Source organism: uncultured Clostridium sp. (assembly GCF_900547735.1).
Classification (GTDB): Bacteria; Bacillota; Clostridia; order Lachnospirales; family Lachnospiraceae; genus Otoolea.
Window position 1 is genome coordinate 23532 of record NZ_URHZ01000023.1, and the last position, 21376, is coordinate 44907.

24 protein-coding genes are annotated in these 21376 nt (G+C 50.0%); 18 read left to right on the forward strand and 6 right to left on the reverse strand.

Translation table 11 applies throughout. The annotated features are described in order from the left end of the window. Window positions 1-13: 13 nt before the first annotated feature. From QZT18_RS09400 to QZT18_RS09410, 3 genes are all read right to left on the reverse strand, one after another. Window positions 14-532, reverse strand: coding sequence for a hypothetical protein (locus QZT18_RS09400; RefSeq protein WP_294147016.1), 519 nt, complete (start codon window positions 530-532; stop codon window positions 14-16). 19 nt (window positions 533-551) lie between these two features. After that, window positions 552-860, reverse strand: a complete 309-nt coding sequence (locus QZT18_RS09405; RefSeq protein WP_294147046.1) for a hypothetical protein — start codon at window positions 858-860, stop codon at window positions 552-554. Between the two features lie 633 nt (window positions 861-1493). Then, a complete protein-coding gene (locus tag QZT18_RS09410) occupies window positions 1494-2786 on the reverse strand; it encodes a sugar MFS transporter (RefSeq protein WP_294147049.1) in 1293 nt (430 codons plus the stop codon). A 678-nt stretch (window positions 2787-3464) separates the two neighbouring features. Here QZT18_RS09410 and QZT18_RS09415 point away from each other — a divergent pair. From QZT18_RS09415 to QZT18_RS09460, 10 genes are all read left to right on the forward strand, one after another. Then, window positions 3465-4892: an MATE family efflux transporter gene (locus QZT18_RS09415; protein WP_294147055.1), complete on the forward strand. Its 1428-nt coding sequence runs from the start codon at window positions 3465-3467 to the stop codon at window positions 4890-4892. Between the two features lie 306 nt (window positions 4893-5198). After that, window positions 5199-5507, forward strand: coding sequence for a 50S ribosomal protein L21 (rplU, locus tag QZT18_RS09420; RefSeq protein WP_003503953.1), 309 nt, complete (start codon window positions 5199-5201; stop codon window positions 5505-5507). Between the two features lie 8 nt (window positions 5508-5515). Then, window positions 5516-5845, forward strand: coding sequence for a ribosomal-processing cysteine protease Prp (locus QZT18_RS09425; RefSeq protein ID WP_125140311.1), 330 nt, complete (start codon window positions 5516-5518; stop codon window positions 5843-5845). Window positions 5846-5848: 3 nt separating this feature from the next. Beyond that, a complete protein-coding gene (gene rpmA / locus QZT18_RS09430; protein WP_125140312.1) occupies window positions 5849-6139 on the forward strand; it encodes a 50S ribosomal protein L27 in 291 nt (96 codons plus the stop codon). Between the two features lie 160 nt (window positions 6140-6299). Continuing rightward, window positions 6300-7583 carry a GTPase ObgE gene (obgE, locus tag QZT18_RS09435; protein ID WP_294147100.1) on the forward strand — a complete coding sequence of 428 codons (1284 nt, stop codon included), beginning with the start codon at window positions 6300-6302 and terminating at the stop codon, window positions 7581-7583. A 46-nt stretch (window positions 7584-7629) separates the two neighbouring features. Beyond that, window positions 7630-7926 (forward strand): ribosome assembly RNA-binding protein YhbY, encoded by a 297-nt coding sequence (gene yhbY / locus QZT18_RS09440; RefSeq protein WP_125140314.1) that lies wholly within the window; start codon window positions 7630-7632, stop codon window positions 7924-7926. 21 nt (window positions 7927-7947) lie between these two features. Then, on the forward strand, window positions 7948-8556 hold the full coding sequence (nadD, locus tag QZT18_RS09445) for a nicotinate-nucleotide adenylyltransferase (RefSeq protein WP_294147101.1): 609 nt from the start codon (window positions 7948-7950) through the stop codon (window positions 8554-8556). A gap of 78 nt (window positions 8557-8634) precedes the next feature. Next, the gene (yqeK, locus tag QZT18_RS09450) at window positions 8635-9384 is read left to right on the forward strand and encodes a bis(5'-nucleosyl)-tetraphosphatase (symmetrical) YqeK (RefSeq protein WP_294147102.1); all 750 of its coding nucleotides are present in this window, start codon (window positions 8635-8637) and stop codon (window positions 9382-9384) included. Then, a complete protein-coding gene (gene rsfS / locus QZT18_RS09455) occupies window positions 9305-9661 on the forward strand; it encodes a ribosome silencing factor (protein ID WP_227030158.1) in 357 nt (118 codons plus the stop codon). The genes yqeK and rsfS overlap by 80 nt, the downstream gene beginning before the upstream one ends. Before the next feature lie 137 nt (window positions 9662-9798). Next, window positions 9799-10521, forward strand: coding sequence for a DUF554 domain-containing protein (locus tag QZT18_RS09460; RefSeq protein WP_294147108.1), 723 nt, complete (start codon window positions 9799-9801; stop codon window positions 10519-10521). Window positions 10522-10625: 104 nt separating this feature from the next. On the opposite strand, the gene lexA is transcribed toward QZT18_RS09460, so the two are convergent. Beyond that, window positions 10626-11240: a transcriptional repressor LexA gene (gene lexA, locus QZT18_RS09465; protein WP_294147110.1), complete on the reverse strand. Its 615-nt coding sequence runs from the start codon at window positions 11238-11240 to the stop codon at window positions 10626-10628. Between the two features lie 174 nt (window positions 11241-11414). Here lexA and QZT18_RS09470 point away from each other — a divergent pair, with 174 nt between their 5' ends. From QZT18_RS09470 to QZT18_RS09505, 8 genes are all read left to right on the forward strand, one after another. Further along, window positions 11415-11726 (forward strand): LysM peptidoglycan-binding domain-containing protein, encoded by a 312-nt coding sequence (locus QZT18_RS09470; protein WP_294147112.1) that lies wholly within the window; start codon window positions 11415-11417, stop codon window positions 11724-11726. A 331-nt stretch (window positions 11727-12057) separates the two neighbouring features. Then, window positions 12058-13005 (forward strand): tol-pal system YbgF family protein, encoded by a 948-nt coding sequence (locus tag QZT18_RS09475; protein ID WP_294147114.1) that lies wholly within the window; start codon window positions 12058-12060, stop codon window positions 13003-13005. A 16-nt stretch (window positions 13006-13021) separates the two neighbouring features. After that, on the forward strand, window positions 13022-14161 hold the full coding sequence (locus QZT18_RS09480; protein WP_294147116.1) for a DUF4097 family beta strand repeat-containing protein: 1140 nt from the start codon (window positions 13022-13024) through the stop codon (window positions 14159-14161). Between the two features lie 38 nt (window positions 14162-14199). Then, window positions 14200-14724 carry a hypothetical protein gene (locus tag QZT18_RS09485; protein WP_294147118.1) on the forward strand — a complete coding sequence of 175 codons (525 nt, stop codon included), beginning with the start codon at window positions 14200-14202 and terminating at the stop codon, window positions 14722-14724. Between the two features lie 272 nt (window positions 14725-14996). Next, entirely contained in the window at window positions 14997-15605 is a 609-nt protein-coding gene (locus QZT18_RS09490; protein WP_294147120.1) for a hypothetical protein, read from the forward strand. A 40-nt stretch (window positions 15606-15645) separates the two neighbouring features. Continuing rightward, window positions 15646-16179, forward strand: coding sequence for a hypothetical protein (locus QZT18_RS09495; RefSeq protein ID WP_294147122.1), 534 nt, complete (start codon window positions 15646-15648; stop codon window positions 16177-16179). 23 nt (window positions 16180-16202) lie between these two features. Beyond that, on the forward strand, window positions 16203-17075 hold the full coding sequence (locus QZT18_RS09500; protein ID WP_294147124.1) for a hypothetical protein: 873 nt from the start codon (window positions 16203-16205) through the stop codon (window positions 17073-17075). Between the two features lie 19 nt (window positions 17076-17094). Further along, entirely contained in the window at window positions 17095-18477 is a 1383-nt protein-coding gene (locus tag QZT18_RS09505; protein ID WP_294147126.1) for an MATE family efflux transporter, read from the forward strand. A gap of 9 nt (window positions 18478-18486) precedes the next feature. Here QZT18_RS09505 and QZT18_RS09510 read toward each other — a convergent pair whose 3' ends face one another. Beyond that, window positions 18487-19194, reverse strand: a complete 708-nt coding sequence (locus tag QZT18_RS09510) for a hypothetical protein (RefSeq protein ID WP_294147129.1) — start codon at window positions 19192-19194, stop codon at window positions 18487-18489. After that, window positions 19187-21376, reverse strand: coding sequence for a M1 family aminopeptidase (locus QZT18_RS09515; RefSeq protein WP_294147131.1), 2190 nt, complete (start codon window positions 21374-21376; stop codon window positions 19187-19189). Before QZT18_RS09515 ends, QZT18_RS09510 begins: the two co-directional genes overlap by 8 nt.

The following is a 21376-nucleotide window of genomic DNA, read 5'->3' on the forward strand; positions in this document are numbered from 1 at the left end:
ACATGGCAAGTTATTATACAGGATTACAGAGCACCTCTTTCAGGCAGTTCTGCATCCGGATCTCCCGATCCAACTGGCAGGGAAGGTATAGAGAGGCCCTTTTCTTTAAAGAAACCCGGTCTGATAAAGACAATAGCTCCGCTACAAAACGGGAACAGAAATAGCGGCTTTTAAAATCCCAGGGAATATGCAGCAGGCAAAGGAAAACACCTGCCTTCGAATAGTGAAACTGCTCTTTTGCCTTCTCCATTTCTGCAATTTTTAACTTCATTTTATCAAAATCTGCACCGGATATTTCCAGACGATAGCAAACGCTTTCTCCGATCCTCTTTTTATGTCTTCCCGGATACTCCTTCCTGAATCCTCTGAAATTAAAGCTATAGAAATATTCGTTGGAATCGTCCAGCGAAATGGACGCATGTGTGTAGCCTTTTCCGCCGGCCCAATAGATGAAATTTGAAAAGATACTGTAATACCTTGTAAATAACACGGTAATTGTACGCTCATTGTTTTCTTCCATCTTCAGTTCCATATCAGCCCTCCTATATCCCTCAACAGCCCCGGCTCCGATGTTTGTGACGGGGACTCTGCTCCGCAGGTTCTTCTCCCTTCTCCTCCTTTTCAAGGAATGCATCCACAAAGGCATCCTCTACTTTTTTATAGCCTCCCACTACGGTATCCTCGATTTTCCGGTATAGGGCCGTCGCCTTTGTTGCCATTTGACCGCTTTTCAGGGTATAGCCCGAAGGGGTTTCTTTATTTTTTTCCAAAAATGAATCTGTAAATTTTCCTTCCACGTTCTTATATGCCCCGATTACGGTTTCTCCGATTTTTCCGGGTTTCAGCTTATATTCGCTCATATGCGTATCCTCCATAATATCCATAATAACTTTCTTACTGCGTTATTCCTAACGCCTTATTTCCTTTTTATAATTACGGCAACGGCTGTGACAACAGCAGCCGCAACGGCAACAACAACGATTTTTCCCATACATTTCACCTCCTCTCCACATGCTTACTCATTCTCATCGGCAAGCCCTGTCTTTGATGAGGCTATTTTATAATTGAATTGTTTGTGATTTGATTATTTTTTGTTTCTAAAATATTAAACCTCATTCTGTTACGGATAAAAATGCTCCTGAGGCAGTTCCTGAAAACGTTCCCCTCCAAAACAGGAAGGGATAACCTATACTTACCTATTAAAAAGAGTTTCTCCAAAAGGATTTACGAAAGGCCAGGCGCAGGATGACATCCCTGACCGAATGAGAGAGGGCGTTTAAAAGGGAATGGTCCGTAAGAAAAAACAAGCGGAGTTACTCGGGGATAGTAAAGACTCAATGTCTGTGGGAGCAGGGAATTGTCTTGCAGGACATGCGGAAAGAGCGTTTCTGGTTGTACCGGAACAAATTGGCAAAAAAACAAAAATGGGGATGCTGCAAAACTAGTTAACGTAGGTTTTGCAACATCCCCTTATAGTTTGGAAACTGAGCCTCTCAGTTTCTTTTTTTTATTTCATAACCTTCAGGCCGCTTCCTTAAAACATGCGGCGCAGCTTTCAGGTGAATTGCGGCCAGCCCGGCCATACAGAAACCGCTGGCTGTGAGGAAGGTAATGGCCTGGACCATTCCGGTGCGGTCGGCAATCAGCCCGATTAACTGCGGAGTCACTATGCCGCCGAGGGCGGAGATGGCGGTCAGGACCGACATTCCCAGCGTGGATCCCTTAATATAGATTCCGGCGTCGGCGATGCAGACCGGATAGATCCCCGACATAAAAAAGCCCAGTCCCGCTAAAGAGGCCGTGACGGATATCAGGCTGTGGGAGCCGATCAGAAACAGGAAACAGACAAGGCTCCCCAGACAGTGGAAGAGAATCAGCAGTCCCTGTGAAAACCGGCCCAGCATCGCGGCACAGAAGAGCCTGCCTGCCATGATGACGATCCAGGTGATCGAGACCAGGGTGGAAGCGTAGGCCTCCGAGACCAGCCCGGTGCTCTGCAGATAGGTGACAAACCAGCCGTTGACGCAGTTCTCAAGACCCAGATAGAAAAAGAGCAGAAAACTGATACAGTAAAAATCGGGGAGGCGGAGGAAGGCGGTGGGGGAACCTTCGGCTCCCGGCTGCTTTTCCGGCGCTTTTCCGGATAACCGTTCGGCCGCGGCTTCGGATTCCCCGTCATGAGCGGGCTGGGCCGGAGCAATCTCCATAACCGAGTAATCGGCCGTTCCATAGAGAAGCGCGGAGCTGGCGCAGAGCGCGGTGATGATATAGACAATGGCCCTCCAGCCAAGCCCGGCCGTTATCATCATGGCCGTGGCAAGCGGAGCCAGAAACGCGCCTACGGCAAAGCTGCAGTGGAGATAATTGAGCATCTTTGCCGGATTTTCAAAGATATCATTGACCGCCCGGTTATTGATGATGGAGATACTTCCCCTGCCAATCCCGCAAAGAAACATCAGCAGATAAAGAACCGGCACGGGAGGAAGTAACGTCAGCAGAAAAAGGGCCGCAGGCATCAGAAAACTTGCCGAAGCGATCGAAAGGCGGGTTCCCAGCCGCGAAGAAAGGAGAGGGAAGAGAAAACAGGCCAGAAAATTCCCTACTGCCATACAGGACAGCATGGCGCCGGCCACGGCAAAGCTCAGTTCCCCCTCTTTCATCAGGGAAGGCAGGATGGAGCCGATGATCAGGACGGCCATTCCGTTGATAAGATATCCGTAGCAGCATCGCAGAAACAGGGAAAATCCGGACGGGCGCTGCGCAAAAACCGGTACATTGTTTTTCATATTCATATCCTCCAGGTGTAATCGAAGTCATTATACATCAGATGCGGAAACCGGGCAAGAAGTATGGGCGCTGTCACACCGCAATGCGCGATGGAACAGTAACACGCTGCGCGATGCGCAGAAACGGCAAAAAACGCCGTTTCGCGCCGCCACCCTCGTGTTTGACCCAAGGGGCCCGCTGTCTGTGACTTCCATTATGCTCCACTCACAAAAAACACCTCGCGGAATACTACCTGTGAGCAGTAACGGAAATCGTCCCTCTTTTTAAAGGGACTTGAAAGCTTACACTCTCTATGGTAGAATAGCATGGTTGCAATTTTACATAAGTGCTGTTCACAGCCCATCTTTACTGCTTTTATGTTACCAAAGCAGGGAGAGGGCTGTTTTTTAATTCATAGGAAATTACGTCCTATGAATTAAAAAACGCTCCGCGAGGATGCACATGCCGCGCAGAGGTAAATAGTTGTTGGAGCAGCCGCGCGGCTGCGCAAGAATCCCGCGGGCGGCATTCTTTGTACTTCGGCTGGAGAGCTTGCAGAGCTGCCGTGCCGGATAAGAAAGTCCTCCGGGCAGGAGGCGCACTCGCAGGAAAGTCCCGTAAAGGAGGTGATGCACTGCGGAGCGGTGTCTATAAAGATGCTGAATAGTTACTTTAGATTTGATTTAGGAGGTTTGAATATGGAAACAATAGAAACTGATGAGACGGATTTTACAGAGACTGGTCATGCGGCATCCGCGGCGGAGCCGGTGAAGGAAAACAAGATGGGGACAAAGCCGGTGCTTCCGCTGCTTTTATCCATGGCCTTTCCTCCGATGCTGTCCATGATGATACAGTCTCTCTACAATATTGTGGACAGTATATTTGTGGCGCGCTACAGTGAGAATGCCCTGACGGCGGTGTCGCTCGCCTTTCCCCTGCAGACACTGATTGTTGCCTGCTCGGTGGGAATCGGAGTCGGCGTCAATTCTTACATTGCCAGGAAACTGGGAGAACGCAGACAAAAAGAAGCGGACAGCGCGGTGGTCCACGGCCTTCTTCTTGCAGCCGCTGCTTCTATATTATTTGCGGCCATCGGGGCATTCGGAATCGGGCCATTTTTCCGGATGTTTACAAACGACGAGGCAATCCTGAAAGACGGCCTTCTCTATGCAAGAATTTGCGTCGGCTTCTGTTTTGGGCCGTTTATCCATATCTGTATCGAAAAGATTTTTCAGGCCACAGGAAAGATGATCTTTCCAATGGCGCTGCAGGCCATCGGTGCGGTTATCAATATTATCCTGGATCCGATCCTGATTTTCGGATACTTCGGCTGTCCGTCCATGGGCGTCACGGGAGCGGCCGTGGCGACAATCATCGGCCAGCTCACCGCCATGAGCCTCTCGTTCCTGGTCCTTGTGGTATTTCCCCACGATGTGAAGCTGCGCTTTAAGGGATTTCGCTTTCACGGTTCGGTCGTACGCCAGATTCTTGCCGTTGCCGTGCCGAATGCCTGTATGAATGCGCTGGGGAGTCTCCTCGTGATGGGACTGAATGCAATTCTGATTCAGTTTTCCAATACGGCGGTTTCCCTGTTCGGCATCTATTATAAGCTTCAGACCTTTGTCTTTATGCCGGCCAGCGGCCTTTCCCAGGGAGCCATGCCCATCATGGGGTACAACTACGGCGCCCGTTCCAGAAAACGCCTTTTGGAGTGCCTTAAATACAGCGCCGTAATCTGCCTATTGATCATGGGAGTGGGCTGTCTGCTGTTTGAGAGCATACCGGGAACTTTACTTTCCTTATTCCATGCGAATGAAGAGATGCTCGAGATCGGGATTCCGGCGCTTCGTATTATTGCGGTCAGCTTCCTTCCCGCGTCGGTGGGCTTCATCCTTCCGACCATGTTCCAGGCAATGGGCAACGGACTCGACTCCCTGGCGGTATTTCTGCTGAGGCAGCTCGTCATCACCCTTCCGCTGGCCTATTTCCTGCACGGACCGTTCGGACTGCCCGGAATCTGGGTTTCCTTTATCGCGGCGGAGAGTGTGGGAGCTATTGTTGCCTTTCTGCTGTTTTGTAAAATCAGGAAAAAGGATGAACTTTTACGCCGTGAACCGGTCAATTAAAGGGGATATCCCGTCGCTTGTATAGGGTGGAATTTTCTGTAACTGTCCAGAAGGTAGTATTCCGCGAGGCGTTTTCATGCGTTTTGCATGAAAATCCCGAGTTTAGCCAGCGCGAAACAGCGTTTTCTGCTGTTGCTGTGCATCGTGAAGCGGTAATTATGAAGGCACTGAATAATTACAATTTTCTTAAAATAATGATTGACAACCAGTCTGGAAAATGCTAGTATAATCTAGTGTGCCGCACAGCGAGGCTATAAGTGCGTAAAGCCGCCGAAGCTGGCGAGTAATGATAATAGGAGGTGCCATATGTACGCGATTATTGCAACAGGTGGTAAGCAGTACAAAGTTGCCGAGGGCGATGTAATCAAAGTTGAAAAACTTGGTGCGGCTGCTGGAGAAGCAGTTACTTTTGATCAGGTTCTTGCTGTTAACAACGGTGAGATGCAGATCGGATGCCCAACCGTTAACGGAGCTACAGTTTCCGCAACTGTAGTAAAAGAAGGAAAAGGCAAGAAAGTTATCGTTTACAAGTATAAGAGAAAATCTGGATACCATAAGAAGAATGGTCACAGACAGCTCTTTACAGAAGTTAAGATTGACAAGATCAATGCTTAATTGAAACCATGATAAGAGTAAACGTATTTTCAGATTCTGAAGGAAATACCAGGGGAATTGAATTAAAAGGCCATGCCGGTTATGATGAGTACGGAAAGGACATAATATGTGCATCCGCATCAGCGCTTGCCCTCAACATGGCGAATTCTGTCGAACGGTTTACCGACGACGGGTTTGACGGGAGTGTCGAGGAAGAGACAGGGCATTTTACATTCCGGTTTACCGGGGAAGTCAGTAAAGAATCAAAACTCCTTATGGACTCGCTTGTTCTTGGACTTAAGAATATAGAAGAGGCATATGGAGAGGAATATATCAAAATCCGATTTAAGGAGGTGTAACTCATGTTTAAAATGAACCTTCAGTTATTCGCTCATAAAAAAGGTGTTGGTTCTACAAAGAACGGCCGTGATTCCGAATCCAAGAGATTAGGAGCGAAAAGAGCCGATGGACAGTTCGTATTAGCTGGCAACATTCTGTACAGACAGCGTGGAACAAAGATTCATCCAGGCATCAACGTAGGTCGCGGTGGAGACGATACATTATTCGCTACGGTTGACGGTGTTGTCAGATTTGAAAGAAAGGGCAGAGACAAAAAACAGGTTTCTGTTTACCCAAGAGCAATTAACGAATAATTCAGACAGCTCCATACCATAATGTATGGAGCTGTTTTTTCATTAAATGTCCGGCGGAGTTTTCCTGCGCCCGGCATTCAAACACCGGTGGAGCCGGAGCGCAGTTTGGAGCGGTACGGAACACGGTGTTATCTTAATGCACCTGTGAAAGGAGAAATTTATGTTTGCCGATAGTGCAAAAGTATTTATAAAATCCGGAAAAGGCGGAGACGGCCATGTTAGCTTCCGCAGGGAACTTTATGTAGCCGCCGGCGGCCCGGACGGAGGGGACGGCGGAAAAGGCGGAGATATTATATTTGAAGTGGATGACGGTCTCAATACCCTGACTGATTTTCGTCATGTCCGTAAATATGTTGCAGAAGACGGGGAACAGGGCGGTAAGAAACGCTGCCACGGCGCGAATGGACAGGATCTTGTGATCCGTGTTCCGGAAGGCACGGTGCTCAAGGATTTTGAATCCGGCAAGGTAATTGCCGATATGTCCGGTGAGAACCGCCGCGAGGTCATCTTAAAGGGCGGCAAAGGCGGCCTTGGAAATATGCACTTCGCCACTTCCACGATGCAGGTTCCGAAATATGCCCAGCCGGGACAGCCGGCGCAGGAGCTCTGGATTCAGATGGAACTGAAGGTAATTGCCGACGTCGGACTGGTAGGTTTCCCCAATGTGGGCAAATCCACGCTGCTTTCACGGGTATCCAACGCAAGACCGAAGATTGCCAACTATCATTTTACCACCCTCAACCCCCATCTTGGAGTTGTGGATTTAAACGAGGGACAGGGATTCGTTATGGCGGATATCCCGGGCCTCATCGAGGGCGCATCCCAGGGAATCGGCCTTGGCCATTCCTTTTTAAAGCATATTGAGAGAACAAAAGTCCTGGTTCATGTCGTGGATGCGGCATCCACGGAAGGACGCGATCCGATAGCCGATATCAGGGCAATCAACGCCGAGCTTAAAGCTTATAACCCTGAACTGCTCACACGTCCGCAGGTAATTGCGGCGAACAAGACGGATGCGATTTATGACGGCGAAGAGGAGGATCCGATTGAGCGCCTCAGAAAAGAGTTCGAGCCGGAGGGAATCAGGGTATTTCCTATCTCTGCCGTAACGGGCAAGGGAGTGAAAGAACTTTTATATCACGTCAACGAACTTTTAAAGACGGTGGATCGGAAACCGATTATATTCGAAAAAGAATTTGAATACCAGTTCCAGGCGGAAAACCTTCCGTATACGGTAGAACGCACCGAGGACGGCGTGTTTGTAGTGGAGGGACCGAAGATTGACAAGATGCTCGGTTACACTAATCTGGATTCGGAAAAAGGATTCCAGTTCTTCCAGAAATTCTTGAAGGACGGCGGAATACTTGCCGATCTGGAAGAGGCCGGAATCGAAGAGGGCGATACCGTCCGCATGTACGGCCTGGAATTTGATTATTATAAATAAAACGATACAGTAAAGAATTTAAGAGGAAAGCGGGAGCGTAAGATTAATGACGAGTAAACAGAGAGCCTACTTGAAAGGCCTTGCAATGACAATGGATCCGATATTTCAGATCGGAAAAGCCAGTATTACCCCGGAACTGACCACGGCTGTGGCAGAGGCTCTGGAGGCCAGGGAATTAATTAAATTAAGTGTTCTGAAGAACTGTATGGATGGCGGCAATGAAATTGCCGAGGTATTAGCTGAGCGCACACAGTCCCAGGTTGTCCAGGTAATCGGCAAAAAAATTGTGCTTTACAAGCAGGCAAAGGACGAGAAAAAGAGAAAGATCGTTCTGCCCAAGTAAAGAAAGGAGCCTGGACAGGCTATGAAACGAATCGGAATTATGGGGGGGACATTTGACCCAATCCATGTGGGCCATCTGATGCTTGGGCATCAGGCTTATAAGGAATATGACCTGGATTCTGTATGGTATATGCCTTCAAAGACTCCGCCCCATAAAAGAGATCACAGGATCACATCTTCCGAGGACCGCTGCGCCATGGTGGAGGCCGCAATCCGGGAAACACCCTATTTCCGCCTTTCCGACTTTGAGGTGAGGCGAACGGGAGGGAATACCTATACAGCGGATACATTGCGCCTTCTTCGGGAAGAATATAAGGATACGGAATTTTATTTTATTGTGGGAGCTGATTCCATCCACGATATTGAAAAATGGTATCGGCCCGAATATGTGCTGCGTGCGGTTACCTTTCTTGCTGCAGGCCGCGAATGCGAGGAACAGAAGCGTTCTCTGGATACCCAGATCGAATATCTGAAAGAAAAGTACGGTGCACGGATCATGAGACTCCACTGTATGGAGATCGATGTGGCGTCCGCGGACATCCGGGAGCGGATTGCCTCCGGAGAGCCGGTGGAGGGCCTGATCCCTCAGCCTGTGTACCGGTATATTAAAGAACACGGACTTTACCTCTGACACTTCGTCACCGGCGGAGTCTTTAGACAGCAGATTCAGGCTGAACGGTAAGGAGAATCCCTGCCGGGGAGGCGTAAGATGAGTAAGCAAAATTCATATAAAGACCTTCCGGTTCCCGAGTTTGTAAGGATCCGGGAACATCTGAAGGACAAATTACACCCGATGCGTTACGAACACACACTCGGCGTCTCGTATACATGTATCGCGCTGGCCATGCGGTATGGGTATGATTTGCAGAAAGCGGAGCTGGCCGGCCTGCTTCACGACTGTGCAAAACGGTACGATGAGGCGGCAATCATCAAAAAGTGCCGCAACAAAGGAATTGAACTGACCGAAAATGAGCTGAGTGCGCCGGCCACGATCCATGCGAAACTGGGAGCCTGGATGGCGGAACATAAATATGGGATTAACGATCCCGAGATACTGCAGGCCATCGCATGCCATACCACGGGCAAACCGGCTATGGGGCTTTTAGACAAGATACTTTATATTGCGGATTATATAGAACCGCGCAGAGACAGGGCGCCACGGCTTCCCGAGATGAGAAAGCTGGCATTTGAAGATCTCGATGAGGCCCTGTACCAGATTATGAAGGGAATTCTCGAGTATTTAGAGGAGTCCGGCGCTTATATAGACGATATGACCAGAGTTGCTTTTGAATATTGTGACGCAGAGAGAATGCGCAGAATGGAAGAAGCCGTGACCCAAACGGGTCCTCTGGCTGATTTAAAGGAGGAAATATCACAGAATGACACAGGCAAGCAAAATGGCAAAAATCGCCGTAAAAGCACTGGAAGACAAAAAAGGAGAAGATATCAGAATCATTGATATCCGTGAAGTATCCATTCTCGCAGATTATTTTATCATAGCGGACGGAAGCAACGCGAGCCAGGTACAGGCCATGGCCGACAATGTGGAAGAGGAGCTTCTGAAGGAAGGCCACGAGTGCCGTCAGATAGAGGGCTACAATACGGCCAACTGGATTCTGATGGATTACAACGATATCATTGTCCATGTATTCTCACGTGAAGACAGGCTGTTCTATGATCTGGAGCGCATCTGGAGAGACGGCAAGCAGATCGCGAGTATTGACGACTTACAGTAAAAGACCGGTTTCCGTTTTTTAGAATGGAAGAGGTAAGAAACGAAGAAAAGAAAATCGAACTCGCGCGTTGGTTAACATAATTATTTTATGTAAACTAATGTGCGAGTTTTCAGAATTCAAAGAACAGAGGTTATAAAATGCCTGGACTTGGAACTGTCATAAACTGCGCCGGGGTAATCGGCGGCGGTATTCTTGGTATGATGATAAAAAAGGGACTGTCGGAACGTTTTCAAAATATTCTGATACAGGCCGTGGGACTCTGCGTCATTTTTCTGGGTATCAGCGGAACGCTCACGGAGATGTTATCGGTGGATGGCGGCGTGATTGTATCCGGAGGCACAATGATGATTATCTTCTCATTGGCCCTGGGAGCGCTGTTTGGAGAGTTTCTGAATATTGAAAAGCATACGGAGGACTTCGGGGAGTGGATCAAGATTAAGACGGGGAGCGGCAGCGACGGCAGCTTTGTGGACGGCTTCGTCACTACCTCCCTGACAATCTGCATCGGCGCCATGGCCGTCGTCGGCGCAATCCAGGACGGAATCACGGGCGACATTTCCATGCTCTGTGCAAAGGCGGTTCTGGATGCGATTATCGTGTTCGTTATGGCATCCTCGATGGGAAAGGGCTGCATCTTCTCGGTTATCCCTCTCGGCCTGTTCCAGGGAGGCATTACGCTGCTGTCCAGGGTGATAGAGCCGCTTCTGACGCCGCAGGCGGTATCCAATATGTCGATGGTCGGTTCCATGCTGATTTTCTGTGTGGGTGTCAATCTGATGTTCCAGAAGAAGATTAAGGTAGCCAATATGCTGCCGGCCCTTATTTTTGCCGTGGCCTGTGCATTTCTGCCGTTTTTTTAAGATTCTTTCAGTGTACATAGTTCAAGATCAGGAAGACGGAGTATTAAGAGGAAACGGACCGGAGCAATGTCCGCCTTCTCTTAATACTCCGTCTTAAATTGTAATTACATTAACCGGAAGAGGCCGATTACCTTGCCGAGGATCTGTACATCATCGAGAATGATCGGTTCCATGGAGGCGTTCTGAGGCTGCAGGCGGATATGGCCTTTCTCTTTATAGAATGTTTTGACCGTGGCGGAGTCTTCCACCAGGGCAACGACAATCTCTCCGTTTCTTGCTGTGTTGGCCTGTTCCACGATGACGCGGTCACCGTTAAAAATTCCGGCGTCGATCATGCTGTCTCCCTTGACGTTCAGCATGAAGATCTCCTTATTCGGAAGCATCTCCACGGGAATCGGGAAATAGTTCTCAATATTCTGCTGGGCCAGAATCGGCGCTCCGGCGGCAACGGTACCTAACAGCGGAACATTAACTACCTCCCTGCGGGCCAGATTGAATGTGTCGTCTATAATCTCTATCGTACGGGGCTTCGTAGGGTCGCGTCGGATGTATCCGTTCTTCTCAAGCTGCTCCAGATGGGAATGGACGGAGGATGTGGACTTGAGCCGCACGGCTTCGCAGATCTCACGGACAGCCGGAGGATAGCCCTTCTTTAGTATCGTTTCTTTAATATATTCTAATATTTCTCTCTGTTTATCGGTAATTTTACCCTGTGCCATATATGTACCTCCTCTGTATGTATAATAGTAACATATGTTCGAAAAAAATGCAAACCTTTGTTCGGTATTTTCGCTTAAAAGTATTGACAAACACACGTTCGCTCTATATAATACAGATAGAGATAAGAACATACGTTTGGAACATATATTTGTTTTACCAAGGAGGAAATGGGGATGAAGAAGGGGATGCTTGTTTTGCTTGTTCTGTTTGCTATGATGAGTTCAGGATTTTTCGGGCATAATCTGATGCAGGCCATGGCCGAGGAGGAACCGGCCGTAAGCTATAGTAAGTATTACACCAGTATCCGTCTGGAGGAGGGTGACACACTCTGGAACCTGGCTGAGAAGTATAACCACCATTCGGCGAAGACGATGGAGGAGTATGTGCGTGAGTTAAAGAGCATGAACTGTCTGATAGACGACAGTATTCATGCGGGGAATTATCTGACCGTCACCTATTACCGGGCTGATCCCGAGATATATTAGAGGGTGCCAATCAGAGGGTGCACAGAACAGTGGACAATCGAACAATTTATCAGGAGATGCGGGCGGCGGTAAACCGCCCGCTGATTTTTTATATCATCGGAAAGTGCTCCTATGATATAAAAAGCCCTCCGGGCAGGATACGCCCTCGCGCGAAGGTCTTAATGCAAAGGTCAATTGTACACCTGGCTTTATCAGGTGAGTTAGAGTATAATGAGAGTCTGAGATCCATCATATTCGTGGAATTGTATTCGTAAATGAGGAAGAGGAGTATGCGAATCGGAGAATACGCCGCCCCGGCATCGGGCCGGCCGCGGAAACAGAGGTAAAAAGTATGAACGGCAGGAGCGGCGCTGAGAAGGAACCATACGAAAAGAGAAAGGGAACCCGGAGAAGGATTCCTTTCTGGTGGATCCTGAAAACAGCGCTTCTTATCTTTGCCGTGGTATTTGGTACGGTATACCTGAATCTCAGGCTTGGCTGGACCGCGGATGCCTGGCAGGGACTCTTTTTCCTGGCTGCCGCCCTTGTATTTATCCCGGAGATGGTTGTGAGAAGACATGGCCGGAGAGGAGAGAAGCTCTTCAAAAAGCTGGACTATCCTGCCGCATACGCCGCTTTTGAAAAGGAATACCGGTTTTTGAAGAAATATCCATGGCTGGATCGTTATAGAAATTGGATGCTCATCTTTTATTACAGAGATCCGCTGTCGGCGGAAGCGGTCTGTCACATGGCGGACAGCGCGTCGCTTATGGGGGACCTGGAACAGGCACGCGGCCTGTGCGGCAAACTGAAAGAGGAATGGCCGGGGAGCGAAGCGGCCGCGAGGGACTTTTCCTTTCTGGAACCTGAAAAATACAGGGAGTTTCAGAAGGAATGCAAACAGGTGATAGAGCAGGCGCTGCCGGAGGTATCGGAGGACGGAGAAAAGACGGAAGCCAGATTCTTTTGTGCCGTCACGCTCAGGGGAGGCAAGGGGAGGCGCTGTAAAATACAGCCGTGCTTTGTCGGAATAACAGAAAAGAACATTCTTCTGGCAGCCCTTAAAAAGCCCGAGATGGAAGAAATTGTGTGGCGTGAACGGATACCGCTGCCTGTTATTTCTGTGAACAGGAAGAAATCACGTTATCCCAACAGTGAAATTATAAAGCTTTTGTTTGCCGGCAGAAGAAAGATGAGGATAGAAGTTTCATACAAATTGAGTTTCGGTCAATATCCGGGTCAGGGAAAGAATATAGAATCTTTTCTCCAACTTCTTTCCGGGAGTGCGGAAACAAATTAGAAAGGGGAACGAAGGTATGAAGAGAATTACAGGGAGGAATATGTATAAAATTGCAATGGTGTCCATGATGGCTCTTTTATTAGCAGGGACATCCGTTTCTACCGCCAGCGCCGGGGGACGGACCAATCGGGCCGTGACCTCGGAAAAAGGGGGAGGAGCCGTGGCGGACACTCTGCAGAGAGAGACAAAGATGGGACTGAAGCCGTTTACCAATATTGACATCGCCGTAGAGCTTGCCGATGTCACTTTCTTAACTGCGGCGGACTATGGGATCGAGATGTCATGGTGTGACGAACGGCTGAAACCGGATTATCAGGTGAAAGACGGCAAACTTTCCGTCTTTACCCGTCAGCACGGCTCTCTTGGACTTCAAAGAGCCATCGGGGGCCAGGTCATTATCTACCTGCCGGAAACAGCCGTTCTGGATCAGGTTTCCGTGAAGACGGATCTGGGAGGCATCCAGATAGCGGACCGGAACATCACATCCATGCAGGCATACTGCGACGCGGGGGAAATCCTGTTAAACCGGGTTTCCATGCAGACACTAAAAGTGGACACCGATCTGGGAGCAGTACAGGTTCTGGACAGCAAAGTATCCCGGTCAACATCGGTGAGGGGCGATGCCGGTGATATCTTATTGTGTGGAAATATACAGGGAACTGTCACCATTGATAATGCTCTGGGAGACGTCCGGATGGAGACAACGGCGAAAGCCGATACATATCAATATGATCTGACGGTGGATTTGGGAGAGATATATGTGGACGGCACCGAATACAGAGAACACTGCGCACGCCAAGGCGGTTCATCGAAACTCAAGGTGCGTGTTGATGCCGGTGATATTAATGTAATCTTTGCCGGCAGCAACGCCCTGGATCCGGGAGCGGTTAAAACGGATATTCCCTATAAGGCATACATTCCCTATGGCCTGTCGTATGTAGTGAGCAGCAGGGAACTGTATTATTACGGCGAGCCGGTACGCGGATTCATCGACAGAACGGCTTCAGGAAGCGGCAGCAAAGACCGGTATTATAACCGGGGCGTAGATTCCGATGTTTTCCTGCAGGCAAAGTATGATCAGGGAAAACTTTCGGGAGTGGAGGAGATGAGCGAGAAGCAGATCAAAGAGGTCTTCGGTTCCGCAGAAGGCAAATAGAAAAAACAAACAATTAAAAATAAAAGGAGTATGAGACGATGTATCTGATTCTGTTTTTTGGCGTTACGATTCTGTTCGCCCTGCTGCTCGTCAAGGTGACAAGCAAAAGAAAAAATGAAAAATACGGAGTGTTTTTAAAATCAGCGGAAGAGGGCGCGCTTCATGCGGTTCCCGAAACAGAAGGATTTGATATGGTTATGGCCCAGGGGGCTAAAGATGCCATCTCCACGGTGAAGGGATATGACCGGATTCAGACGGGATATGCTTCCCTGCCCATTTTTATTGTGCGCTACAGAGGAGACGAAATGTACATTATGGCGGTTCCTTATCCTTCCATTAAATCAATGGAGGTGGATCCTGATTTTATTCTCCATATCACAAAAGAGATGTTACAGGAAGTGAAGTTTGGTGCTATGGGAAAAGTTTCCTTTTTCTTTAAGGACAGCGGCCGCTTTTTTTCCATGACCGTAACAGATTTTGCAATTCCTCTTGTCATGCAGGAGGAGGAAAAGAAAAAATTCAAACCGTATATTGCAGAATTTGCCAAGAGAGTGAATGGGTAGAACAAGAGAATGGAATTTTGCTTCTTGATGGTACACAAATTATAAAAGTTTGAAATTATTTATCTCCTAAACTTCCTTTATGGTTTAGAATGGTTTGCCGGATGGCGGACCAGGACCCATAAAGGAAGTTTTTTTGTTCTTCTGTTTTTTGTTTTTCTGTTTTTACAGGAAGATGAAACACAATTAATAATTTGGAAACAAAACTGAATTATTACGGAAACAAAACCGCAGTAGAATAGCTGCAACATGAAGAAAAAAAGGAGATATGAGAAATGGAAAAAGATTTTATCGGATATGAGTATAAGGATGTAGTTGTCAGGAAGGAGCGGGAGGCGCTTTGGATCGACAGTATGAAAAATTACGGCTGGCAGTGTTCCGGGAGTCGTCCGGCTATTGTAAAGCATATCTGGGGACCGCTCCGGGTGATGGCCGCCCCGCTGGCGCTGCTGCCGGGAACACCGTTTGCCAAAATGATAGTAGATCACAATTCGGATAAAAAAGTGGAACTGGCCTTTAAGCGGGATAAGAATATCGAAAACAAGGCTGAGCTGGTACGTTTACAGCGCCAGTTTGAGACATATGCCGCAGAACTGGATGAACTGGAGGATTCCAAAAAAACGGGAGCGGCGGCTGTGTCAAGTTTCCTGGGGCTTGCAGGAACCGTATTTTTAGGAGTTTCCACTTTCTCCTATCTGGCAGGAAACATCCCTCTTTGTATTGTAACGGCGGTTCCGGGTTTCCTGGGCTGGGTAATACCGGTATTTCTCTACAGCGGCTTAAAAGGTATCCGGACAAGAAAAGTAGAACCATTGATGGAAGAAAAACAGGAAGCAATCAGTAAGGTCAATGAACAGTCCTATTTCCTTTTACAGGAAAGCTAGATGGAAGAAACGAAAAACGGAAGAAAGAGGTAATAAGAGAATGAAAGAATATCAGAATGAACCGAAGTTTGTCGGATATGAATACACGGATGTAACGGTAAAGAGAACATTGGAATCGGTTTACACGGACAGCTTTGAGAATTTCGGCTGGAACCTGGAGGGAAGCTCCGTACCGGCCGCAGGCTCCGGAACCGTCATCTTAAAGTTTAAAAGGGACCGGAAAATTCCAAATAAAACGGAGTTGACGAGACTGCAGCGCCAGTTCGAGGCCTGTGTTTCCGAAATCGGTCAGTTGGAAACTTCGAAAGTTCTGGGAGCTTCGGCGGCCGCATTTGGGATTGGCATCATAGGTACCGCGTTTATGGCAGGTTCTGTGTTTGCCATCACTCATCAGCCTGTCCTGATGACCCTCAGTATCGTACTGGCCGTTCCGGGGTTCCTCGGATGGATCGCACCGTATTTCTGTTACAGGGGAATCAGCCATAAAAAATCAAGGGCCGTAGCTCCTCTGATTGACCAGAAGTACGAAGAAATTTATCAGGTATGCGAGCGTGCAAACGCATTGTTGAAATAGGGGATGGAATCGGGGAAATAAGTATGAAGAAAAAAGGATTGTTTTATCTCCTGGAGCCGGTGCCGCTCTATCTTGGAGCGGCCATTTTTCTGATTGCCGCCGTCGCGTTTCAAATTGCGGGGAAAGGGACAACGGTCACCGCTTATACGGCAGATGCGCTGGCTCTCTATTTTTCATGCAGAGCGGTTCCGTCTCTTCACCGGCTCTGGAGTAAACGGATGAAACCGCGGCTCCTTTCGGTAAAAAGAATCCGGATGATGGCGGATGACGCTCAGTACAGAACGGTTCTATTTACTTACGGCTCCCTTGGCATCAATGTTTTGTATGCGGTGTCGAAGCTGGTGATGGGCTGTCTCTTTTCTTCCCTCTGGTTTATTACGCTTGCCGGTTACTATTTTATTTTAAGCCTGGTCCGTTTTATGATTCTTCGGGCCGAACGGCGGGGAGGCCGCATTGCGGAGTGTGAAGCGAAGCGGCTGCATGAGCTGCGGATTTGCCGGAACAGTGCAGTTTTGTTATTTCTCCTGACGGGAGCAGTGCTTGCCATGATCTGGCTCGTTATCTACCGGAACGAGGGCCACCGCTATCCTGGAAGCATCATTTATCTGGCGGCGTTATTTACTTTTTACAAAATTATCTTTGCGTCCGTCAACCTGCACAGGACGGGAAAAACGGGAAGCATCCTTCTGGCCTCGATCCGTCAGATTAATTATGCCGATGCGCTGGTTTCCGTCATTTCACTGCAGACGGCAATGTTTGCATCCTTTTCGGACGGAACGACGGATATACGGCTTATGAATACGTTAACAGGGAACGCGGTCTGTATTCTGATCCTGCTTATGGCAGTGCATATGATGCGCTTCTCCGCGAGGGAAAGCAGGAAAATACGGTTTTAACCGTTATATGGAGGAAATTATGAATAATCAAAATCAGGCGGCGGTGGGAAATCCGCTGGAATCCGAGCCAATCGGAAAACTGATGAGGCGGTTTGCAGGGCCGGCGGTTGTCAGCAGCATGGTCAGCGCCCTTTACAATATTATCGATCAGATTTTTATAGGAAGAAGCATCGGCCCGCCGGGCAATGCGGCGACCAATGTGGCGTTTCCCCTGGTCATGCTCATGGCTGCGCTCTCCATGACCTTTGGGGTGGGAGGAGCTTCTAATTTCAGTCTCTGCCTGGGAAAAGGCGAGAAGGAGAAAGCCGGAAAAACAGCAGGAAACAGTCTTGTGCTGATGATAGGTTCCGGTGTGATGCTGGCTGCGATCACACTGCTTTTCCTAAAACCGCTTATGGAGGCATTTGGAGCGAGGGATCGGGTACTTGTTTTGGCGATGGAGTATACTGGACTGACCGCATTTGGGGTGCCCTTCGCAACGCTGAGCAGCGGCGGAAGCCAATTAGTCCGGGCGGATGGAAGTCCGCGGTATGCAATGCTCAGCTCCCTGGCGGGAGTCGCCGTCAATACGGTCCTGGACCCCGTCTTTATCTTTGGGATGGGCCTGGGGATGAAAGGAGCAGCCCTGGCGACCGTCCTGGGGCAGGCAGTTTCCGGCATACTGCTGCTCTTTTATTTCAGGAATTGTAAAACCGTCCGGTTAACCAGGAACGATTTTAAGCCGGCAGGATGGTGCGCCAAGGCAATTCTGGCGCTTGGCTCATCATCCGGGGTGAATCAGCTTGCCGTAGCCGGGATGCAGATTGTGATGAACAATACGCTGGGATATTATGGGGAACTGTCTGTGTATGGGCGGGATATCCCCCTCGCCTGCGTCGGAATCGTCACCAAGGTAAATGTGATTTTTTCCTCGGTCATCATGGGGATTTCCCAGAGCTGCCAGCCGATTTTCGGATTCAATTACGGAGCCGGGAATTTCAAACGGGTGAAGGAAACATTTAAAAAGGCGGCAGCGGCGGTGACGGCGGTATCGGTTCTGGCCTTTCTGTGTTTCCAGCTCTTTCCGCACCGGATTATTGGGATTTTCGGCCGGGGAGGCTCCCTGTACTATGAGTTTGCCACACGGTACCTGAGGATCTATATGTTCTGCATTTTTATGGGAGGAATCCAGATACTTACCGCAAATCTGTTTCCATCCATTGGAAAGGGAACCATCGGCGTATGGGTTTCCCTCAGCAGGCAGATGCTGTTTCTGCTTCCGCTGATCCTTATCCTGCCCCTGTTTTCCGGGATTGACGGCGTGCTTTTCGCAGGTCCTCTGGCAGACGGAGCCGCCGGAATACTCGCCGTCATACTGGCCGCACGGGAAATGAAACAATGGAATAAAGAGATCAGAGCTTAGGCTGATTTATTACTCCCTGTGCACGCAGACGGCAAGCGCGGCCGCCCCGGCCATGATAAAAAGGCAGGAACCGATGACGGCCTCCGGCGGTACGGTAAAGGCGGGATCCAGGTTAGGAAGCGTCAACGGATACCGGGTAAAAAGATTCTGTCTGTAAAGATCCGCCGCCGCCGGAACCGGCGCAAAACCCCAACCGAAGACAACGGCCATCATTACGAACAGCAGTCCGGAATGCATCCGGCCCACGAGCAGGCCGGTTCCCAGCACAAATACGAGTGAGGGAAGAAGGACCAGGGCGGCGGGTGCCATAAGCCGTGCCACAGACACCGCGGGGCCAAAGAGATTCAGTAAAAATCCCACTCCCAGCAATACGGCAAGAAGTGCTGAAATCAACCAGGCTGCCGCGGCGGCACAACACTTTATAAGAAGGTACTGCCCCGGGTGGGCCGATGACGTAATCACAAGCGCCTCCACCTGACGCGCCTTGTGATTGCACTGGTTCCACAGGAAAAACAGCAGGGATACGTTCAGCAGCGGCATCAGAGAAGCCAGATAGTTTCCGAAGCTCCAGGGGGAAAATGGCGCGGTATGGGCCACTCCCAGGATGGTGGAGGTGCCGAGTATCTGCCGTCCGTACCAGAGCGTGATGGCCGTCAGGCCCACAAAAAACCGGCTGCACACCGTTCTGCGCAGTTCATAGTAAAATACCTTATTCACGTCCAATCTCTCCTTTCTCAAGTCCGCATGCCTCCAGAAAATCATCCAGAGTAATCGCCTCGGAGTCTCCCGTCATACAGTCCGTATAGAGACGGGACCAGATCCCGTCCAGCCGTTCTTCACCCAGCTTCTGGGAAGCTCTGTAAATCATCAGGGCATTTCCGTCGTACCACCCTGCGGCGCTGCGGGCAGCGCTGATTTCACCGGCATAGCGCTCCGGCAGCCGATTCAGATACTCCGGATGGCGGTCATAGAAGGAGGCCTGCTGATCGGAAACGGTGTCCATCCATTTATCGACATAGTGTTCTTTTGCATAGCCGGAACCCATAATCCGGTCCATAAGGCGGTACGTCGTGTAGACCGTGATGCCCTCATCGTTCCATAAATTATCTTCGGGATCGTAAAGCGTGGCTCCCAGTCCCCACCACTGATGGATGATTTCATGGGCCAATACCTCGGCGCCCGCCGCGCCCTTGTCGGGATCGGCCAGGTTTTCATCGCTGAAGTATGTTTCTCCCATGCCGCTGATATTGCGGTTTGCGAATCCTCCAAACAGAAAGGCCGACATCTGGACGATTTTGAACGGTTTATCCTCCGTGAACGAGCGGGGGCCATAGTGCTCCGCACAGTAAGCCACCGCCTGTTCCATCAGGCCGATAGCGCCGTTTTCCAGTCTGGACTGGTATTTCCTGCTGTAATAGAACCGGATCGGCATTCCGCTGCCGGTTGCAAGCTCCGTGGAAATGTAGTCTCCGGCAAAGAAGCGCAGGCGGTCGGTGCCCTGGTCGGATATCAGCCATGAGGAGGTGCCGTCCCCGTTTTCCGAAAGTTTCTCCGTGGAACCGGTGGAAACCGGCGTCAGGGAATCCGGCAGGGTGATGTTCAGGGTAACCGGCGCGTTTTCATCTTTAATGACGGCGCAGGCTCCCAGCGTCGGGGCGACGGCGCTGCCCGAAAGCTCAATTCCGCTGCCGCTTATGGAATTCCCGGAAAGCAGACTTTCCTGTGCGTTCCATATCCTCGGCATACCTCCGTATTCGATGATCAGGGTAATCTCAGGATCCGGAGGCAGAACGCAGCTCAGTTCCCGGGAGGCGATATAGTCGTTTCTTAAATCCTCCACGGCCAGTTTCCGTCCGTTTGCCGTGATGGAACGCACCTGATAGCCGCTGTTTAAGTCAAAGTACAGTTTTTGCTCCCGGCCCGATGTGTTGCGGAGCCGATACACGGCCCGGCCGGAAATGGTGCCGAGAAGGAAACTGTCAATGGATGCCTGGATTTCCGTGCCGTCGGTAAACAGATATCGGTTATAACGGTCCTCCTCCACATAGGAAGTCCAGTCCTCTGGAGAATGGTCCACGAACGGCTGTTTCTGCCACAGCATGGCTCCCAGGCCCAGCGCCGCCAGTGCGATGGCCGGAACCGCCGGTTTTCCGGAGTGACGGATAAAGGATGCGAATGCGCCTTTGCCATACTGCCGCACACACAGCAGTGAGAGCAGCCACATGCCGCCCAGGATACAAAGCCAGACAAGACGGCTGTAGAGAGCGGTCCGCCATACGACGGCGCTTCCGAATGCGTCGGACAGGGTGGAGACAAGCGGAACATTCCACTGCGCCAGGAAATACTGGCTGCACCACCGGCCCTGTGAAAATACGAGTCCTGCCAGCACGGCCAGAATGCTCACATCGAGCCTGCCTGTAATCTGAATGGCGGCCGCGGCCAAAACAGCGCCCATAATCAGGCCGGACCATAAAAACAGGATCACCGACAGCCAGTAGCCGGAAAATGAAAAGACAATGTTTAACTTCCAGGCCGTGTAGGGCAGGTACAGGAGACCGGCGGACAGGGCGGTGAGTATCCCGCATGTCATGACCGCAAGCAGGCGCACCGCGTTCATCGCCATGGGAGAGAGCATGGTTTCCACAAGGGCGGATGTACCGTTTCGCATGGGCTGCTCCAGATTGCAAAGCATCAGCAGGGCGAACAGGACCGTACCGGCCATCCCTCCGGCCAGCATCGGATTTGCCAGGTAAAGAGCCGACATGGAGTCTCCGAATGTGTGGCGGTAAAAGGAGTATCCCGCCAGGGGAGCCAGGACGGTGAGAGCCGCCGCCAGCCAGGTCGGCCTGTTTCGCAGCAGGCGGTGGAGTTCCACACGAAACAGAGAGAACATTTTCAT

Bases quoted from the DNA above. Each gene is read 5' to 3' on its own strand.
- yqeK (WP_294147102.1), top strand. From the start codon at position 8,635: ATGAGTAAGCAAAATTCATATAAAGACCTTCCGGTTCCCGAGTTTGTA.
- QZT18_RS09495 (WP_294147122.1), top strand. From the start codon at position 15,646: ATGAAAGAATATCAGAATGAACCGAAGTTTGTCGGATATGAATACACG.
- QZT18_RS09475 (WP_294147114.1), top strand. From the start codon at position 12,058: ATGAACGGCAGGAGCGGCGCTGAGAAGGAACCATACGAAAAGAGAAAG.
- obgE (WP_294147100.1), top strand. From the start codon at position 6,300: ATGTTTGCCGATAGTGCAAAAGTATTTATAAAATCCGGAAAAGGCGGA.
- QZT18_RS09460 (WP_294147108.1), top strand. From the start codon at position 9,799: ATGCCTGGACTTGGAACTGTCATAAACTGCGCCGGGGTAATCGGCGGC.
- QZT18_RS09500 (WP_294147124.1), top strand. From the start codon at position 16,203: ATGAAGAAAAAAGGATTGTTTTATCTCCTGGAGCCGGTGCCGCTCTAT.
- QZT18_RS09410 (WP_294147049.1), bottom strand. From the start codon at position 2,786: ATGAAAAACAATGTACCGGTTTTTGCGCAGCGCCCGTCCGGATTTTCC.
- rpmA (WP_125140312.1), top strand. From the start codon at position 5,849: ATGTTTAAAATGAACCTTCAGTTATTCGCTCATAAAAAAGGTGTTGGT.
- QZT18_RS09400 (WP_294147016.1), bottom strand. From the start codon at position 532: ATGGAACTGAAGATGGAAGAAAACAATGAGCGTACAATTACCGTGTTA.
- yhbY (WP_125140314.1), top strand. From the start codon at position 7,630: ATGACGAGTAAACAGAGAGCCTACTTGAAAGGCCTTGCAATGACAATG.
- QZT18_RS09415 (WP_294147055.1), top strand. From the start codon at position 3,465: ATGGAAACAATAGAAACTGATGAGACGGATTTTACAGAGACTGGTCAT.
- QZT18_RS09505 (WP_294147126.1), top strand. From the start codon at position 17,095: ATGAATAATCAAAATCAGGCGGCGGTGGGAAATCCGCTGGAATCCGAG.
- QZT18_RS09490 (WP_294147120.1), top strand. From the start codon at position 14,997: ATGGAAAAAGATTTTATCGGATATGAGTATAAGGATGTAGTTGTCAGG.
- QZT18_RS09515 (WP_294147131.1), bottom strand. From the start codon at position 21,376: ATGAAAATGTTCTCTCTGTTTCGTGTGGAACTCCACCGCCTGCTGCGA.
- QZT18_RS09425 (WP_125140311.1), top strand. From the start codon at position 5,516: ATGATAAGAGTAAACGTATTTTCAGATTCTGAAGGAAATACCAGGGGA.
- QZT18_RS09480 (WP_294147116.1), top strand. From the start codon at position 13,022: ATGAAGAGAATTACAGGGAGGAATATGTATAAAATTGCAATGGTGTCC.
- QZT18_RS09470 (WP_294147112.1), top strand. From the start codon at position 11,415: ATGAAGAAGGGGATGCTTGTTTTGCTTGTTCTGTTTGCTATGATGAGT.
- rplU (WP_003503953.1), top strand. From the start codon at position 5,199: ATGTACGCGATTATTGCAACAGGTGGTAAGCAGTACAAAGTTGCCGAG.
- nadD (WP_294147101.1), top strand. From the start codon at position 7,948: ATGAAACGAATCGGAATTATGGGGGGGACATTTGACCCAATCCATGTG.
- lexA (WP_294147110.1), bottom strand. From the start codon at position 11,240: ATGGCACAGGGTAAAATTACCGATAAACAGAGAGAAATATTAGAATAT.
- QZT18_RS09485 (WP_294147118.1), top strand. From the start codon at position 14,200: ATGTATCTGATTCTGTTTTTTGGCGTTACGATTCTGTTCGCCCTGCTG.
- QZT18_RS09405 (WP_294147046.1), bottom strand. From the start codon at position 860: ATGAGCGAATATAAGCTGAAACCCGGAAAAATCGGAGAAACCGTAATC.
- rsfS (WP_227030158.1), top strand. From the start codon at position 9,305: ATGACACAGGCAAGCAAAATGGCAAAAATCGCCGTAAAAGCACTGGAA.